Annotated in this window: 14 protein-coding genes; 7 read left to right on the top strand and 7 right to left on the bottom strand. The window is 75.3% G+C overall.

Annotated elements, in window-relative coordinates:
• Positions 1–52: 52 nt before the first annotated feature.
• The gene (locus ACF089_RS21690) at positions 53–733 is read right to left on the bottom strand and encodes a response regulator (RefSeq protein ID WP_392028878.1); all 681 of its coding nucleotides are present in this window, start codon (positions 731–733) and stop codon (positions 53–55) included.
• 104 nt (positions 734–837) lie between these two features.
• Positions 838–1,293 (bottom strand): cyclic nucleotide-binding domain-containing protein, encoded by a 456-nt coding sequence (locus ACF089_RS21685; protein WP_392028953.1) that lies wholly within the window; start codon positions 1,291–1,293, stop codon positions 838–840.
• A 225-nt stretch (positions 1,294–1,518) separates the two neighbouring features.
• Between ACF089_RS21685 and ACF089_RS21680 the strand changes: the two genes are divergently transcribed.
• Positions 1,519–3,249 carry a GAF domain-containing protein gene (locus tag ACF089_RS21680; protein WP_392028876.1) on the top strand — a complete coding sequence of 577 codons (1,731 nt, stop codon included), beginning with the start codon at positions 1,519–1,521 and terminating at the stop codon, positions 3,247–3,249.
• Between the two features lie 571 nt (positions 3,250–3,820).
• Here the strand turns inward: ACF089_RS21680 and ACF089_RS21675 are convergent.
• Both ACF089_RS21675 and ACF089_RS21670 read right to left on the bottom strand, forming a co-directional pair.
• The gene (locus ACF089_RS21675) at positions 3,821–4,960 is read right to left on the bottom strand and encodes an RES family NAD+ phosphorylase (RefSeq protein WP_392028874.1); all 1,140 of its coding nucleotides are present in this window, start codon (positions 4,958–4,960) and stop codon (positions 3,821–3,823) included.
• A gap of 38 nt (positions 4,961–4,998) precedes the next feature.
• Positions 4,999–6,492, bottom strand: coding sequence for an alpha/beta fold hydrolase (locus tag ACF089_RS21670; protein ID WP_392028872.1), 1,494 nt, complete (start codon positions 6,490–6,492; stop codon positions 4,999–5,001).
• Positions 6,493–6,914: 422 nt separating this feature from the next.
• Between ACF089_RS21670 and ACF089_RS21665 the strand changes: the two genes are divergently transcribed.
• Complete coding sequence (locus ACF089_RS21665) at positions 6,915–7,571, top strand: class E sortase (RefSeq protein ID WP_392028870.1); 657 nt, start codon at positions 6,915–6,917, stop codon at positions 7,569–7,571.
• A gap of 35 nt (positions 7,572–7,606) precedes the next feature.
• Here ACF089_RS21665 and ACF089_RS21660 read toward each other — a convergent pair whose 3' ends face one another.
• Together ACF089_RS21660 and ACF089_RS21655 are read right to left on the bottom strand one after the other, a co-directional pair.
• The gene (locus ACF089_RS21660) at positions 7,607–8,002 is read right to left on the bottom strand and encodes a VOC family protein (RefSeq protein ID WP_392028868.1); all 396 of its coding nucleotides are present in this window, start codon (positions 8,000–8,002) and stop codon (positions 7,607–7,609) included.
• Between the two features lie 219 nt (positions 8,003–8,221).
• Positions 8,222–9,280 carry a PHP domain-containing protein gene (locus ACF089_RS21655; protein ID WP_392028866.1) on the bottom strand — a complete coding sequence of 353 codons (1,059 nt, stop codon included), beginning with the start codon at positions 9,278–9,280 and terminating at the stop codon, positions 8,222–8,224.
• Between the two features lie 179 nt (positions 9,281–9,459).
• Between ACF089_RS21655 and ACF089_RS21650 the strand changes: the two genes are divergently transcribed.
• From ACF089_RS21650 to ACF089_RS21630, 5 genes are all read left to right on the top strand, one after another.
• On the top strand, positions 9,460–10,695 hold the full coding sequence (locus ACF089_RS21650; RefSeq protein ID WP_392028864.1) for an aromatic acid exporter family protein: 1,236 nt from the start codon (positions 9,460–9,462) through the stop codon (positions 10,693–10,695).
• 272 nt (positions 10,696–10,967) lie between these two features.
• Positions 10,968–11,363, top strand: coding sequence for an STAS domain-containing protein (locus ACF089_RS21645; RefSeq protein WP_392028862.1), 396 nt, complete (start codon positions 10,968–10,970; stop codon positions 11,361–11,363).
• 23 nt (positions 11,364–11,386) lie between these two features.
• Complete coding sequence (locus ACF089_RS21640) at positions 11,387–11,836, top strand: ATP-binding protein (protein WP_392028860.1); 450 nt, start codon at positions 11,387–11,389, stop codon at positions 11,834–11,836.
• A gap of 484 nt (positions 11,837–12,320) precedes the next feature.
• Positions 12,321–14,783 (top strand): ATP-binding protein, encoded by a 2,463-nt coding sequence (locus ACF089_RS21635; protein ID WP_392028858.1) that lies wholly within the window; start codon positions 12,321–12,323, stop codon positions 14,781–14,783.
• A 153-nt stretch (positions 14,784–14,936) separates the two neighbouring features.
• A complete protein-coding gene (locus ACF089_RS21630; protein WP_392028856.1) occupies positions 14,937–15,107 on the top strand; it encodes a hypothetical protein in 171 nt (56 codons plus the stop codon).
• Positions 15,108–15,250: 143 nt separating this feature from the next.
• Here ACF089_RS21630 and ACF089_RS21625 read toward each other — a convergent pair whose 3' ends face one another.
• A complete protein-coding gene (locus tag ACF089_RS21625) occupies positions 15,251–17,569 on the bottom strand; it encodes a SpoIIE family protein phosphatase (RefSeq protein ID WP_392028854.1) in 2,319 nt (772 codons plus the stop codon).
• Positions 17,570–17,677 lie beyond the last annotated feature (108 nt).

The following is a 17,677-nucleotide window of genomic DNA, read 5'->3' as shown; positions in this document are numbered from 1 at the left end:
ACCCTCACGGACGGCCGCCTCGGACGCGGGCCAGGCGGGCGCTGGGCGTGCGCTAGGCGGGCGCGCCGAACTGGGTGGCCAGGACGGCCGCCTGGATACGGCGTTCCACGCCCAGCTTGGCCAGCAGCCGCGAGATGTGGTTCTTGACGGTCTTCTCGGCGAGGAAGAGACGCTCCCCGATCTGCCGGTTGGTGAGACCCTCGCCGATGAGGCCGAGGATCTCCCGCTCCCGGTTCGTCAGCCCGTTCAGCAGCGACTCCTCGGACTTCGGCTCCTCCGGCGCCCGCAGACTGTTCATCAGCCGGGCCGTGGTGGCCGGGTCGAGCATCGACTGCCCGGAGGCGACCGTGCGGACCGCCGCCACCAGGTCCGAGCCCTTGATCTGCTTCAGCACATACCCCGCCGCGCCCGCCATGATCGCGTCCAGCAGGGCATCGTCGTCGTCGAAGGACGTCAGCATCAGACAGGCGGTCTCCGGCAGCCGCGACCGCAGCTCCCGGCAGACCGTGATCCCGTCGCTGTCCGGGAGCCGGATGTCGAGCACGGCGACGTCCGGGCGCAGCGCCGGTCCGCGCACCAGCGCCTGCGCGCTCGAACCGGCCTCGCCGACCACCTCGATGTCCGGCTCGGAGCCGAGCAGATCGTGCACCCCGCGCCGCACCACCTCGTGGTCGTCGAGGAGGAAGACCCGGATGGGGCGCTCCGGAGAGAAGGCCGGTGTCGTCGCGGTCACGTGAGTGGCTCCCTGGATCTTGACTGTTCGTTACGAGACTGCCCCACCCGGTCCCCGGGCGACAGGGGCCGTTGGGCCCCTGTCGCCCTCCCTCGCCCCCTTCTTCACCCCGGGGCGCCGGCCTCGGCGCCCCGGGGCGTATAGAGGTCCAGCAGCCGGGCCCGGGCCGCCCGCAGCCGGTGGGCGAGGACCGAGCCGACCCACAGCGCGACCTCGTGGCCGAGCCACGGGTCGGCGTCGCACAGCCGCCGTACCCGGGCGGAGTCGAACTCCAGCGCCCGCACCGGAGTCATCGCCTCCGCGCCCATCAGCCAGCCCGAGGGCGGGAACATCCAGGACCAGCCGACGAGTTCCCCGTGCGACAGCGACTCGACCACCGCCGCGCGTCGGCCGGGGACGTGTAAGTCGAGCGTGACCAGCCCCGTGCGCACGATCCAGAACCGGTCCGCCGCGGCCCCCTCGTCCAGAATCCTGGCCCCCTGCTCGAACCGCACCTCGCGCGCGACGTCCAGCAGCCGTCCGCGGTGCTCCGTCGACAGAGCGCTCATCGTCGTCCTCATGGTGCTCACCGTCCTCCTTCGTGCTCGCTCCGCGACCCCGGAGGACCTGGCCCCTCGGCGGCCGGTTGACATCCACGAGCATCCACCGGCCGGACCCGCGCCCGGCAGGGCCGGGAGGGGACGGGCCGAGGGCCGAACGGCCCTGCCCGACAGCCGGCCCGGCGCGGGCGATACGGTGAACGGGCTCCTGGCAGGCGGGGCCGGGTGGAGAGTCTCGGAGGGCTCATGGGTGGGGACGAGGGCGGCGCGGGCAGGCTTCCGCGCCTCCGGCTCGATGAGCTGCTCGACGAGCTCCAGTCCCGTATCGACGAGGTGCGCGGCAGCCGCGACCGGCTCAACGGCCTGCTGGAGGCCGTGATGTCGGTGGGCCGGGGCCTGGATCTGCCGCAGGTGCTGCGCGGGATCGTGGAGGCGGCCGTCGTCCTGGTGGACGCCGGGTACGGCGCGCTCGGCGTCATCGGCGACGAGCGCAACCTCACCAGCTTTCTGACCGTCGGCGTCGACGACGAGGGCCGGCGGCGGATCGGCGATCTGCCCTCCGGCCACGGGCTGCTCGGCGAACTGATCCGGCGGCCCGAGGCGCTGCGCCTCGCCGAGCTGTCCGACCACCCCTCGTCCTCCGGATTCCCCGCCCACCATCCCCCGATGCACTCCTTCCTCGGGGTGCCGGTCCGGGTGCGGGACGAGGTGTTCGGCAATCTGTATCTCACCGAGAAGCGCGGCGGCGGCGAGTTCGACGCCGAGGACGAGGCGGTCCTCTCCACCCTGGCGGTCGCGGCCGGCATCGCGATCGAGAACGCCCGGCTCTTCGAGAAGGTCCGGCTCCGGGAGCGCTGGCTGGCCGCCAGCGCCGACTTCACCAGCGCGCTGCTCTCCGGCTCCTCCGAGATCGAGGTGCTGGAGATGATGACGGACCGGGCCCGCCGGATCACCTCCACCGAACTGGGCGTCGTCTATCTGACAGGGCCCGGCGGCGAGCTGCGCGAGGCCCTGTCGCTCGGCGAGGACCCGGGGACGACCGCGCCGGGCGGTACGGAACCCTCCGCCCCGGGCGCCCTCGCCGCGGCGGCGCTGGCCGGGGGCGATCCCGTCACCTCCCCGGACGTGGCGGCGGACGAGGAGCGGGCGGCCGCCGACGCGGGCCGCTGGCGCGGCTTCGGTCCCGCCGTCGCCGTCCCGCTGGGCAAGCCGGGCCGGGTCCGCGGGGTTCTGGTGCTCGCCCGGCGCGCGGGGCGGCCCCCGTTCAGCGAGGCGGAGACCGCGCCGCTGCCCGGCTTCGCCGGACAGGCCGCGCTCGCGCTCGAACTGGAGGACCGCCGACGGGACTCCGAACAGATGGCCCTGCTCGCCGACCGTGACCGGATCGCGCGTGACCTCCACGATCTGGCGATCCAGCGGCTGTTCGCGACCGGGATGACCCTCCAGAGCGCCCGTCGTTTCGTCGAACACCCCCGGGCGACCGAACGGCTGGTGCGCGCGATCGACGATCTCGACGACACCATCAAGATCATCCGTTCGACCATCTTCGGACTCCGCGAGCGCGAGAACCCCCAGGCCTCGCCGGGGCTGCGGGTCCGCACCGTCCGCGCCCTGGAGGAGGCGGCCCGCACCCTGGGCTTCGCGCCCGGGCTGCGGATGGAGGGGCTCATCGACACCGATGTGCCCCGCCCGGTCGCCGACGAGGTGGTCGCGGTCCTGGGGGAGTCCCTCACCAATGTGGCCCGTCACGCCGGCGCGTCGAAGACCGAGGTCTCGCTCGTCGTACGCGCCGGGACGCTCACCGCGGAGATCGCCGACGACGGGGTGGGCATCGCCGAACCCGAGGGCGGCCGGCGCGGCGGTCTGCGCAACCTCGCCGAGCGCGCCGAGCGGCTCGGCGGCACGATGACGACGGACCCGGCCGAGACCGGCGGCACCCGTCTGGTGTGGCGCGTCCCCCTGACCGGCCACGGCTGATCCCTCCCCGCCCCGCCCCGCACAGCCCGCAGGGCCCGCCGGACGGCGACGCCCCCGGCGCCGCACGACCCCGCCCGCCGCTCGCGCCGTCCCACCACGGCGCATCGAAAGACGCCCCCGGGGAGGATGAACCGGGACCCGGGCCACGCCCCGCCTTCGTCGGTGACGGCGGCGCGTCGGATCATCGCCGCCCGACGCACGGCCCGCCCGGAGCGGATCCCCACGGCCCGATCCGCCGCGGCCCTCCACGATCACGGCGACCGCCGACGGACCACGAAGACCCGGCCCGCGCCCGGCCCCGGGCGTCGGCGGCGGCCCGTGGTGGCGGGCGTGGTCCGTCGTCGCGGCCTGCGCCCCGGGGCCGGTCACGACGGCCCGTCGGGCGACGGCGATGCCCGCCCGGCAGACTGTCCACGGCCCCCCCGATGGACGGCCCGGGCCCCGGCGGATCACCGCGCCCACCCGCCTCTCATCACGGCCCGCGCCGAGCGGATCCCCCGGACGGCCGCCGGACCGCCGCGCATCACCGCGACCCCGCCGGGGACGCTGACGCGGTCCGGAGGGCGTGCGCTCAGACCGGCCGAGCCGTGTGCGCGCCCACGGAGTCGGCCGCCCGGCCGCCGCCCGGAGCGCCCGGGGCGCGCCCGACCACGATCTCGGTGTGCGGCTGGAGCCGGAGCATCGCCGAGGGGCCGGCGGTGTGCGCGTCGACGCAGCCCTCGGGGCCGGTGAACAGGACGTAGTTGATCCCGCCGTTCTGGGCGGAACGGAAGACGATCCCCTGCACACGCAAGGGGGAGAGCCGGCGGAAGTACTCGGTCAGCACCTGGGTCGGCACGTAGGCGGTGCGCTCCCGCCCGTCCAGGACCACCGGCTGGCTGAGGTCCTCGGAGAAGGCCCTGATGAACGCGACCGGGCGGATCAGGGATTCGCGGCCGGGGTCGAAGACGCTGGGCTCGTCGGGCACGTTCGACAGATCGACCACGGGCACCGGCCGGGTGGTCCGGAAGGCGGCCGCCGCCACATAGGGGCGCGGGTCGTGCGCCGAGATCTCCGCGACGACGGTGGCCACGTCCTCGGACCCGTAGAACATCGGGACGCCCGCGGGACTCATCCGGTTCGCGGTCGCCCTCGACGGCGGGGTCGAGCCGATGGACGCGGCCGAGTAGCCGGGCCGCGCGGTGTCCGCGCGCATCCGGCCGCGCCACACCCGGTGGCCCGGGGGCAGGGTCCGGACCAGTCCGAGCCGCTGGACGGCGGCCGACACCGCGTCCAGCACACCGGTCGAGGACGCGCCGCCCGGCCGGTCGGCGCCGGACCACGGCGGGACGGGTCGGCGCTCACGCCGTACCCGCTCCCGGAAGTCGGACCACGGCTCCACGGGAGCCGCGCCCGCCGGGTCGCCGGGGCCGGGGACCTCCCGCAGCCGCCACCGGGCCGGCCGTACGCGCTCCAGCAGCGCCCGCGCCACCTTCGGGTCCACCGCCCTCCGGCAGACGTCCTCGACGGCGAGGCCCGTGGGCAGACCCCGGTCGGGCTCGGCGGTCTCCTCGTACTTCTCCCGTACGCCCGCCATGACGCTCGCCAGCAGCAGCCGGAGATCCACCGCGCCGGGCGCGGAGCCGCCCGGCCCGGTACAGAAGGAGCAGGCGGCGGCGGTCGCCAGCGCGCCGAGGCGACGGCGGAGATGGAGGTCGGATATGTGGTCCATGCAGACCGGCCGCGACGGGGGGACCGGTCTCGGCGGAGTCACCTGGCGTCTCCCTGCGTGGTCTCGTCGTACGCGCGCTTCTTCGCCTGGAGGCGGCTGTGGAGAAGGTCGAAGATCGTTCTGCGGCGGGTGGTGAAGTGAATGCTCCAGCTGGGGTCGTCGGCGAGTTCGCTCGTCATCGATTCCCAGATCCGTTCGAAACTCTCCGACACGCTCATCCTCCCGCGCCCCGCGCCGAAGAGCGGGAAGCAGATCGAGGAGAGCGGGAGCCCCAGCTCGTCCCGCTCCCGGCGGGCGAGGTCGAAGGTGTTGTGCACGGCCCGGGGGATCGCCTGCGGGGCGATCCGGTAGCCGTTGGTGCCCGACACGGGACCGGCGATGGCCGCGTGATAGATCCGCCGCACGTTCCGCCTGAGCAGCGCGCCCGCCGGGGTCGGGGCCACCGTCCCCTCCGGGACCGGGAGTCCGTAACTGCCGTGGCCGCGCAGCCAGGCCGCGAGATGGTCGCCCGTCACATCCTCGATGATCTGCCCGCTGCCGCTCTTCTCCGCGGCCGCCCAGCGGAGGCTGCCGGAGGTCGAGGGCTTGAAGAACTGGGACATCTGGAGGTAGGTGTTCTCCGACGACACGACGATGTCGACGTTCCTGAGCTGTTCCACGGGCCCGCCGTGGAGGAAGAACTGCGTCGGGCGCGCGCCGGGCCCGGCCACCGGGAGGGTGATCGGGCCGAGCATCTCCAGCTCCGTGAGGACGTCGGCGGCGGGCGATCCCGGCCGGCGGTGGTGGGGGATGTCCGCCTCGGGCTGCGGCTCCGCGGGGAACGGCTCGGCCAGCGCCTGCGCCAGCTCCTTGCGCACCGCCTGGACGAGTCTGCTGCCCGGGCCGCCCGGCCGGATGACGGAGAAGTGGTCGCCGGGCAGCACCCCCGTCTCCGGGAAGAATCCGGCGGCGGAGGAGGGGACCACCACATTGTCGCTCTCGCCCGCGTAGGCCACGATGGGGATCGGACAGCGGTCGTGCGCGAGGTCCGGGGCCCGCACGATGCCGTCGATGACCCGGCGCTGGGTCTCCAGCACCGCGGTCTGGAGCGGTTTCAGCTCCCGTTCCTGACTGTTCCGGGTCACCGGCATCAGCCCTCTGCGCGCCAGGAGGAAGAGATCGGACCCGTTGTTGGGGCACGCGAACATCACCAGCCGGCGGACGGCGGCCAGCTCCCGGCCCTTGCCCGCGAGCAGCATCCGGGAGAGGAACCGCTGCGCCACGAGACCGCCCTGGCTGTGCGTCACCAGGGCCACCCGCTCGTGCCCGGCCGTGAAGTCCCCGATGAAACCGCGCAGGCTCTCCGCCACCGTGTCGAGATCGGGCATCCGGCGCAGGGGATTCCAGGTCACCGGGCGGGTCGCGTATTCAAAGAACAGGAAGTCGAACTCCTCGGCCACGGAGGGGATCGCGCGTAACTCCTCCTCCAAGGGGCCCCAGGTGGCGGGCGACGAGAACAGCCCGTGCACGAAGACGATGGCGGCCTGAGGCAAGTCTCCCCCTGGGTGCGGTGCCGCGGTGCGGGCCTGTGTGCGGGCATCATACGAAGATCTCCGGGGCCGGGGGAGCGGTTCGACCGGCCCGCGGCTCGGCCACCGCCCGGTCCGACGGCCACTGCCAGGTCCGCGGCTCGGCCACCGCCCGGTCCGACGGCCACTGCCCGGTCCGACCGCCGCTCGCTGTCGCGCCGCCCTGTCCGGCCCGCCCCGGGCTTGACCGCCCTGGTCCCGTACGGCCTCCCCGGGCCGCCCGAGGCCCACGGGTCCGGTGCGCGCCCGGGCGCGGGAACGTCCGGCGTTGCCGGATCGGGGCGGCTTCGGCATGGTGGAGGGAGGACGGGAACCTCTGATCGACCCCGTCGTCACGGCTCCCCGCCGTGGCGCGCCGGCCCCGCCGGCCGACCACCGGAGTGCCCATGGCAATACCCCGCACCCTGGCCCTCGCGCTCGCCTCGGCGCTGCTGGCGCTGCTCACCGGCGGCGCGGCGGAGGCCCGGCCGACGGACCCCGGGACCGGCGTCCCGGTCCTGCTGAGCGCTTCCTCCCCGCCCGCATCGCGCGACAGCGTCCGCCGGGCCGTGACCGCCACGCTCTCGATCCCCGCGATCGGTCTCCGCGAGCTGCCGGTCGTCCCCTACGACGGCACGACGGACGACACCGGGGGCACTCGGATCCAGAACCGGGGCGTCGCCGCCAGCCCCCGGGGCGAACACGGCGGAGTGGGCCCCGGCGAGATCGGCAACTACCTGGTCACCGCCCACCGGCTCTCCGCCGGCGGACCGCTGCGCGCGCTGCCCGCACTCCGCGACGGAGACACCGTCACCGTCACCGAGGACGGCCGGACCCATGTCTACGAGATCACCGACACCCGCCGGACCTCATTCCGCTCCGAGCGCTCCCTCGCCGAACAGCGCGCCCCGGTCCCCGGCCACCCGGGCGAGCGCCCCACCCGGGCGATGATCACCCTCTCCACCTGCGCCACTCCCGAGGACGACGCCGCGGGCAACTTCTGGCGCGACGAACACGGCAACCCCGAGCACCGCATCGACAAGATCGGCGTGCTCAGGGACTGAGCCCCGCCGGCCGCGCACGGCCGGCGGACACGCCGTCAGCGGGGCTGCGGCTGCGGGGAGACCGCCAGCGAGAAGGAGTGCCCGGCCGGGTCGGAGTAGATCCTGACCTCGCGCGGACCGCTGTTCTCCTTGGTGTCCACCGGCCGCGCGCCCAGCCCGACCGCCTCCCGCTCGGCCTCGTCCATGTCGTCGCTGTCGACGAGAATCCGCAGATGGGACTGTTGGGAGTCCTCGGGCCGGGGCCAGCTCGGCGGGGCGTATCCGAGATCTCTGCGGATGGCCAGATGGACCCCGCTGTGGCCGATGATCTCCACGAAGTCGGGGTCGTCCCCGACGTGAATCTCCGCGCCGAACAGGGCGGCGTAGAACTCCGCCAGCTGCATCGGCTCGGAGCTGTCCAGTACGAGCACACTTGTCTTCGCGACCGTCATGCCGGCTCGCCTACCCCCCAACGCCGAAGCCAGACAGGCTGTTTACGGCCATCGCCCCGCCCTTGCCCTGCCCGCGCCGGGTGCGTGCCCCCGCCATCGCCCCGCCCGCGCCGGGTGCGTGCCCTGCCGTCGCCCGGCGCCCCGTCGCCCGGCGCCCCGTCGGCCGCCTCCGCCCGCGCCGGGCACGTACCCCACCGGCACCCGGCGCCCGCCGGACGTTCAGCCGCCGCGCGTCCAGTCCAGCAGCTCCCCGGCGCTCCAGGTGTTGATCACCCGCTCGGGCGGCACCCCGGCGCGCTCCGCGCGGTCGCAGCCGAGGAGCTGCCAGTCGAGCTGCCCCGGGGCGTGCGCGTCGGTGTCGACGGCGAAGAACACCCCGGCCGCCACCGCGTCCCGCAGCAGCCGCATCGGCGGATCCAGCCGCTCCGGTCGGCTGTTGATCTCCACGGCGGTGCCGTGGGCGGCGCACGCGGCGAAGACCTCCGCCGCGTCGAACCGCGACTCGGGCCGGGTGCCGCCGGCGCCCGACCGGCCCCGGTGCTCGCGGCCGATCAGCAGCCGGCCCGTACAGTGCCCCAGCACATCGACCAGCGGACTGCTCACCGCCCGCACCATCCGGCGGGTCATCCTGGCCGGTTCCATCCGCAGCTCGGAGTGGACGGACGCGACCACCAGGTCCAGCCGGTCCAGCAACTCCGGCTCCTGGTCCAGCGATCCGTCCGCCAGGATGTCGCACTCGACGCCGGTCAGCAGCCGGAAGGGAGCCCAGCCGGCGTTCAGCTCCGCCACCACGTCCAGCTGCTCGCGCAGCCGCTCGGCCGACAGCCCGTTGGCGACCGTCAGCCGGGGCGAGTGGTCGGTGAGCACGGCCCACTCATGGCCCAGGGCGATCGCCGTCCGCCCCATCTCCTCGATGGGGCTGCCGCCGTCCGACCAGTCCGAGTGCAGATGGCAGTCCCCGCGCAGCAGCGCGCGCAGCCCGCTCCCGCTCCCGCTCCCGTCCCCGTCCTCGGCCGACTTCTCCGCCGCCTCCTCCTCCAGCCGCCGGAGATACCCGGGCACCTCCCCGGCCAGCGCCTCCCGCACCACCGCCGCCGTCTTGGGGCCGACGCCCCGCACCGCCTCCAGCGATCCGTCGGCGGCGCGGGCGGCGATCTCCGTACCGTCCATCCCGGCCAGCGCCGCCGACGCCGTACGGAACGCCCGTACCCGATAGGTCCCGGCGAGCGAGCGCTCCAGCAGGAACGCGATCCGGTCCAGCGCCTCCACGGGGTCCACGGCCGCTCCTTCCCGTCCGGCGTCCCCACCACTCTCGCCCGCCCGGGCCGAGGCGGCACGCCGGGGCGCCGGCCCGTCCGGGCCCTGAACCGGGCCCGCGCACCGGGCGCAGGAGCGGCGGATGGGGCTTAGCCTGGCCCTGGAAGCGCACCGGCCCTCGAAGCACACGGGTGGCGGCATTGCCCCAGACGCGAAAACCGGCCGGCGAGCGGATCGCCGAGTTCATCAGGCGGTACCGGGGCGAACCCGCCGTGGTCCAGACCCTGCGGGCCACCGCCGCCGCGACCATCGCCTACGCCGCCGCCCTCTGGCTGAGCAGCGAACCCGCCCCGCTGACCGCCCCCCTGACCGCCCTGCTGGTGGTCCAGGTGACCTTGTACTCGACGCTCACCACCGGCATCCGCCGGGTGAACGCCGTGGTCGCGGGCGTGCTGATCGCCAGCGCCTTCAGCGTTCTGGTGGGGCTCTCCTGGTGGAGCCTGGGCCTGATCATCCTGGCCTCGCTGATCGTGGGGTACGTGGTCCGGGTGGGCGAGTTCGTCCCCGAGGTCGCCATCAGCGCGATGCTCGTCCTCGGGGTCACCCGGGTGGCGGACACCGCCTGGGACCGGGTGCTCGAAACGCTCATCGGCGCGGTGGTCGGGCTGCTGTTCAATGTGCTGCTGCCGCCGGTGTGGGTGGGCAGCGCCGGCGAGTCCCTCGCGGGTCTGTCCCGCAGGATGCGCGGGCTGCTGCTGAGCATCGGCGAGGAGCTGAGCGGCCCCGCCTCCTTCGAGGCCGCCGCCGCCCGGCTCCACGAGGCGCGCCGGCTCGACAACGACATCGCCGAGGTCGACGCCGCGCTGCGGCAGGCCGAGGACAGTCTCAGGCTCAACCCGAGGGTGAGGGAGGGGCTGCTGAACCGGGTGGTGCTCCGCACCGGACTGGACACCCTGGAGATCTGCGCGGTCGTGCTGCGGGTCATGGCCCGGACCATGACCGACCTCGCCAAGGAGCGGGGCCCGGAAGAGCTGTTCCCGCGCGAGGTGGGGCTCGCCGTCGAAGGGCTGCTCGCCCATGTCGCCGACGCCCTGGTGAGCTTCGCCGTCCTGGTCACCAGCCAGGTCAGCGCCAGCGCCGAGGCGGCCGAACGACGGCTCGCGGGGGAGCTGGCCGCCGCCTCGGCCGCCCGCGAGCAGGTGGCCCGGCTGCTGCTCGACGGCGTACGCGGCCATCCGCGCCACTGGCAGCTGCACGGAGCCCTGCTCACCGAGATCGACCGGGTGCTGGCCGAACTGGACCCCGAGCACCGCTCCCGCCGGCTGATGGAGGAGCTGGACCGCAGCGCCCGCGAGCAGCGGGAGAAGTATCCGAGGCTGGCCGCGCTCGGCCAGTGGGCCCGGACGCGGAGAAGGCGGCGCACCGCGCCCCGCTGAGACGCCGTCCGGACCCGTCCCCTCCGATTCCCCCGCCCGGGGCCGGGGCGCTCACCGCCGTACCCGCTCCACCGGAGCGTGCGCGGGGGCGGATTCGCGGAGGTCGCGCGCCGGGGCGTTTTGCGGCGGTCAGGGCGGGCACTGTCGGAAGTGCCGGTACGGAGACCGGCGAGGCCGGGCCCACTGGCGGCTGCGCCGGGGCCCTGCCAGTCTCGACAGAGCGTGCCCGGGCCCCGGGGACGCCGGACGCGGGTGAGGAAGGCGGGAGCCCCATGGGGTCGGGAATATCCGGACAGCCACCGAACGGCGGCGTGTCCGGAGACCGCTTCGGCGTCGAGCGAAGAACGGACTCGGGGACACTGATCCTCGTCCTGGCGGGCGAACTCGACCACGACACCGCCGAACCGCTCCGCGCGGCCCTCGGCGACGCCGTCCGGGAGCGCCCCGAGCGTATTCTCGTCGACTGCGCGGAGCTGCGATTCTGCGACTCGACCGGTCTGAACGTCCTGCTGCGGGCCCGGCTGGAGGCCCAGGAGTCCGGCGGACGACTGGACCTCGCGTCCCTCCGGCCGCCGGTGGCGCGGATGTTCGACATCACCGGCGCGTCGACGGTGTTCCGGGTGTACGGCACCGTGGACGCGGCACTGGCGGACGAGCCGCCGTCCTAGCACCGTCCTAGCGGAGGAAATCAATGGGCACAGGCCTCCCGGGGCAGCGGCAGACACGGCGGCTGGTGCTGTCCGGAACACAAGGGGTGGTGAGCCGCTGCCGGGACTTCACCGAGCGCGCGCTCGCCGACTGGGGATGGACCCCGGACGACGGGAGGCGCGCGGAGCGCGTCGAGGATGTGCTGCTCCTCGTCTCCGAACTGGTCACCAACGCCTGTCTGCACGCGGGCGGCCCGACCTCCCTGGTGCTGCGCCACGATCCGGAGCGGCTCCGGATCGAGGTGTCGGACCCCAGCCCCGAGCCGCCGAGGCCCCGGCCGCGCGATGTCGCGCTGCCGGGCGGCCACGGCCTGATAGTGCTGGAGCGGCTCTCCCGGGAGTGGGGCGTCGTGCCCACGGAGACGGGCAAAGTGGTGTGGGCGGACGTCGCCCCGGCCCCGGCCGGACTCCACCGCCCGGGGCAGTACACCTAGGCCCCCGAGGGCCCCTCGCCGCGAGCCGCCCGGCGGGCCGGCGCTCCGGGGGCCCGCCGCCGAGGAGCCGCGCCGCCCGCCTCCGAGGCGGACACGACACCGGCCGGCCCGGCGATACCCCCTCCGAACTGCGGTGCGACCCACACCTGGACGGCCGGGGCACACCGGTGGGCGGACCGGACCCCCGGCGCGGGCCGCGTCGGGCCCGGAGCCTCGCCCCAGCTGCCGTAACGGCTCCCCACGGCCCGGAACCGGGCCCTCCGGGGCGCAACCGGGCATCCCCGCCGCCGAACACGGGCCGCCGTCGCGGGAGTTGTCGCTCCTCCGCCGTACGGGTGTCCACGGCGGAGCGGCGTGACAGAGTGGAACCGAGTGGGGCCGCCGCCGGGACCGCAGTCCGCGACGGCCGCACCGCCTTTCCCGGTTCTCACAGCGCGGCGCCGCCGACGGGTGCGCCGTGACGTCATGAGAGGTGAGGTCAGCGATGGGTCATCCCTCGCCGGATCCGCACGCGTTCCCCCCGGCGGAGGAGCCCCCGGCCCCTCGCGTCCCGCACCCCGCGCCCCCGCCGTTGCCCTCGTCCGGCGAACCCCCGTCCGCCGAAACCCCCTCCGGCGCGCCCCACCCCTCCGCACTCCCCTCCGATCTCCCCTCCGACCGGCTCGGCGGCCAAGGGCTGCGGAAGCTGCTGGCCGGACTCACCGCCGTACGCGACGGCGATCTCTCCGCCCGGCTGCTCCCCGGCGGGGCGGACGGCGTCCCCGGCGAGATCGCCGCCGTCTACAACGGGATGGCCGACCGGCTCTCCCTGATCGCCTCCGAGGTCACCCGGGCCGCCCGCGAGGCCGGCGGCGAGGACCGGGCCCGGGCCGGGGGCGTCCCCGACGTCTGGCAGCGCCTCACCGAGAGCGTCGACGAACTCGCCGGAGACCTCGCCCGGCGGATCCGCGCCGATGAGGAACAGGACTGGCTCACGACCCATCTGAGCCGGGTCTCCGGCCTGACCCGGGACGCCGGAAGCCTGCCCGCCGTCGCGGAACTCGTCATGAACGAGGTGCCGCCGCTGGTCCGCGCGGAGTACGGCGGATTCTTCCTCGCCCACGACGGCGACCGCGGCCCCGAGCTGATCATGACCGCCGCCTACGGCTCCCCCGACGACCCGGACGCCGGACCCCGGCGCTTCCGCTTCGGCCAGTCCCTCGTCGGCCAGGCCGCCCGCGGCAGACGCGCCATCGCCGTCGACGACCTGCCGCCCGGCTACGCCGCCATCGCCTCCGGGACCGGCGCGACGGACCCCACCGCCCTCCTGATCCTCCCCGTCGTCGTGGAGGACCGGGTCCTCGGCGTCGTCGAACTCGCGGCGCTGCGCCCCTTCACCCGTGTCCACCGCGACTTCCTCGACCGGTTCATCGAGACCGTCGGCGCCCACGCCGCCTCCCTCGCCGCCGCCCGGCGCGCCGACGAACTGCTGGAGCGGTCCCGGCGGCTCACCGCCGAGGCCGGCGCCCGCTCCCGGGAACTCCGCGCCCGCCAGGAGGAACTCCGGCGCTCCGAAGCCGCCCACCGCGAGCAGGCCGCCCTGCTCGCGGACCGCGACCGGGACATCGAGCGCAAGGACCTGGAGATCGATCGGGTCCGCCAGGAGCTGGAGGAGCGGGCCCGGCAGCTCTCCCGCACCTCCCTCTACAAATCCGAGTTCCTCGCCCATATGAGCCAGGAGCTGCGCACCCCGCTCAACAGCCTGCTCATCCTGGCCCAGCTCCTCGCCCAGAACGTGGAAGGCAATCTCTCCCCGAAACAGGTCGACTACGCGGAGGTCATCCACTCGGCCGGCTCCGACCTGCTCCAGCTCATCAACGACCTCCTCGATCTGTCGAAGGCCGAGGCCGGCAGGATGGACGTCCACCCCGAGGGCTTCGCCCTGCGCGAGCTGCTCGCCCATGTGGAGGCGGCCTTCCGGCCGGTGGCGCGCGAACAGGAGCTGGAGTTCCTGGTCACGGCCGCGCCCGACGTCCCCGAGCGGCTGACCGCCGACGAGCCCCGGCTGCGGCAGGTGCTGCGCCATCTCCTCTCCAACGCCCTCAAATTCACCGACAGCGGCCGGGTCGAACTCCGCGTCGAGAACGCCGCCCCGGACGAGATCCCCGCCGCCCTGCGCGAAGCCGGCCCGGTCCTCGCCTTCCGGATCACCGACACCGGCATCGGGATCCCCGCCGACCGGCTCCAGGCCGTCTTCGGAGCCTTCCAGCAGGGCGACGCCGTCACCTCGCGGCGGTACGGGGGAACGGGGCTGGGGCTCTCCATCAGCCGCGAGGTGGCGCACCTCCTCGGCGGCGCCGTCACCGCGCGGAGCACCCCCGGCGAGGGCAGCCGCTTCACCCTCCATCTGCCCGTGCGCGCGCCGGAGGGCCACCGCCCCGAGACCCCGGCCCCGGCCCCGGACTCGGACTCGGTCGAGCCCGCTCGGCGCCGGGGAGCCGCCGAGCACGCCCGCACCGGCGGCCCAGCGGACGACACCGCGGCCGGCGCCGCCGACGACGCCGGTACGGCCTCCGGAGGCCGTACCGTCCTGGTCCTGGAGGACGGCGCCCGCGATGTGTCCGCCCTGACCGAGGCGCTGGAGCGGGAGGGGATGACCGTTCTGCGGGCGGCCGGCGGGGAAGAGGGGATCGATCTGCTCCGGGCGCACGGCGGGGTCGATCTGATCGTGCTGGACCCGATGACGGCCGGCACGGACGGGACGGCCAGGACGGACGGGATCGCCACCATGGCGGCGATCCGCGGGCTGCCCCGGTACGCCGAGGTGCCCATCATCGTGGTGACCGCCGAGGCGATGCCCGGCGACCGGTCCCGGACGCTCGCCGCCGGAGCCCATGCCCATGTCGCCGAACCGGTCGACACCGCCGACCTGCTCGCCAAGATCCGCGCCCATCTGCCCCACCGCTGATCCGGCTGGTCGCCCCGGGTGTGGGACGGCCCGCGCCGGGCACCCGAGCCGGACACGGAACCGTTCGGCCGCTCCGGTGCGCCCGGCGGCGCGGAACGGTACAGGCCACACTGGTGGTGAGGCACCACCGGTGTGCGAGGAAAGGCCGGGCCCATGGGCTGGATGAAGGCGAAACTGAAGCAGGTGAAGGGCCGCAAGAAGGAGGCCGACGGCATCGCGCTCCACAATGAGCGGCTGCGGTCGGAGGGGCGGCGCGAGAAGGAGAGCGGCCGGAGCGAGGAGGCCGCGCTCCGGGAGGCCCGCCGCCGCAGGCACGGCGAGTAGCCGCCCCGCTCCCGGCCGCGCCCGGCGGACCCGGACCGGCCGGCCCTCCGCCGTACGGGAGACTCCCGCGGGCGGGCCTCCGCGTCCGTCCGCCGGGCGTCCCCGGCCCTCCGCCGTACGGGAGGCCCCGCCGAGGGCCGGTCTCAGGGCCCGTCCGCCGGGTCCACCCGTACCGCGATCAGGCTGGTGTCGTCGTCGGTGTCCCCGCCGGCCTCGCTCAGCAGCCGGTCGGCCTGCTCGTCGACGGCGCATCCGGACAGCGCCTCGGACCTGCGCAGCAGCTCCCCGAGGCCCTCGTCCAGGGTGTCGCGGCGGCGCTCGATCAGACCGTCGGTGAAGAGCAGCAGGGTGTCGCCGGGCCGCAGCCGGGTGACGGTCTCCCGGTACGCGGCGTCCGGCACCGCCCCCAGCAGGATGTCGCGCGGCGGATCGAGGAGCCGAGCCCGCCCCTCCCGCAGCAGCAGAAGCGGCAGATGCCCCGCGCTGGCCCACCGCAGGGTGCGGTCCCGAGGGTCGTAGAGCGCGCACACGGCGGTGGCCGTCGGATGGCCGGGCGTGTGCAGCGTGACCTCGTTCAGCCACGCCATCAGCCGGCCGGGGGAGCGGCCGGTGAACGCCAGCCCCCGCAGCGCGTTGCGCAGCGCCACCATGCCGGTGGCGGACTCGATCCCGTGCCCGGCGATGTCGCCCACCGCCACCAGCACCTTCCCGTCCGGCAGCGGCAGGACGTCGTACCAGTCGCCGCCCACCCGGTACTCCTGGACGGCCGGCCGGTAGCGGGCGGTGGCCGTCAGTCCGGGCAGCAGCCGCAGGGCGGGCATCTCGGGCACGATCGCCCGCTGGAGCTGGAGCGCCAGCCGGTGCCTTACGGCCGCCCGCTCCGTCACGGCGGTGAGCTGGTCGAAGGTCGCCGACAAGGCGATCTCGGTGCGGTGCTCGGCGGAGACGTCCTGATAGACCCCGGTGATCCCGGTCAGCGCCCCCTCCGTGAGCAGCGGCTCCGCGGTGATCCGCAGATGCCGGGGGCGGCCCTCCTCCGCGAGCAGACGGATCACCGCGGTGGCCCCCTCGTGGCGCTCGGTCAGCGCGCTCAGCAGTTCCGCGAGATCGGCCCGGTCCTCGGGGTGGACCCGGCCGCGCAGCTCCGTCAGGGGCACCGGCGGGGCCGCGCGGGGCAGACCGAACATCGGGTACGCCTGCTCGCCCCAGACCGAGACGCCGGCCGTGAGGCTGTCCTCGAACGGCGCGACCCCCTGCAGCCGGGCGACCGCCCGCGCCGCCGCCGTGCCCCGGTCGCTGCCGGTGTGCCAGAGCACCGCGGTCCTGGCCGGGCCGAGCGGCAGGGCCCGGACGTCGAGCAGCGGGGCGGGGGAGCGGACGCCCGGCGCGGCGGGCAGCCGGGCAGCCCGCCGCACCGACACACCCTCGTGCGCCCGTTCGGACAGCTCGGCCAGCTCCGTGTGCAGCAGCGGGAACAGCCTCCCGAGCGGATGACCGGACGCGCCGCCGGGCACGTCGAGCGCCTCGGCCGCCGCCCGGTTCAGAAACTCCACGGCCGGCTCCCGGCCGGTGTCCGCCGGATCCCGGCGCAGGGTCATCGCCGGATGCGCCATCGCGTCGAGCAGATCGTCCAGGACCGGGTCCGGGGACGGCGGCTCGGACTCCGCGGCGGTCAGCACCCGGGCCGCGACCTCCGTCAGATCCATCAGCGCGCGCCGCACCGGCTCGCCGAGCCGGGCGGGGCCGGGCCACACCGCGAGCGCCGCCCCGACGGGCGCGCCCCGCAGCCGCAGCGGGAGCAGCGCCCGCGCGGCCCGGGGGCCCGGCCCCGGCAGCGTCTCGCCGGGCGGCGGCCCCGCGTCCAGCCAGACGGGCACGCCGTCCGTCAGCGGCGGGCGGAAGGACGCGGGCGGCGACGGCGGGATCCACTGCCACTGGACGGCCTCCAGCGCGCTCACGCCCGCGTGTCCCGCGAGCCGCAGACAGCCGGAGTCGGTCCGCCGCCACAGCCACAGGGCGGTCACTCCCAGCGGGGCGAGCCCGCCCTCCAGGAGGGTGGCCGCCGCCTCGCCGACGGTGGGCCGGGCCTCCGCCGCCGTCGCGGTACGGCGGGTGCGGCGGGCCTCGGAACGGGGCGGGGATGCGGGCCCGCCGCCCGGCGGGGCGACGGCGACGGCTCCGGCGGTCCCGTTGACGATGTCGGCCGCGAGATCCTCCGCGCCGACCCCGGTCTCCTCGCTGAGCCGGGACAGATGGCCCCCGGCCTCGGCGGGCGAGGTCTCCAGCCGGGCGACGAGGACCCCGGTCGCCAGATCCAGCAGTCCGCGACGGGACAGCTCGGCCCTCAGCCCGGCGTTCTCCGCGGACAGCCGGTCCACGGTCGCGGACAGCCGGGCAGCGGCCGTCGCGGCGTCCTCGCGCTCACGGTCCGGATCCCCGGAGTCCTGCGCAGATGTGATCACTGAGGCTCCCATCCCGGGCCGGGACCGCGACACCGTGTGACGGAGCGCTTTCGCTCCGGATTCTACGGCGGCCTCCCGCGCGGGTCACCCGCCCCGGGAGAACTCGTC

It is taken from the genome of Streptomyces sp. NPDC014894 (assembly GCF_043080985.1).
Taxonomy (GTDB): Bacteria; Actinomycetota; Actinomycetes; order Streptomycetales; family Streptomycetaceae; genus Streptomyces.
Note: the sequence above shows the minus strand (reverse complement) of the source record. Positions and strands in the feature narration are given on the sequence as shown.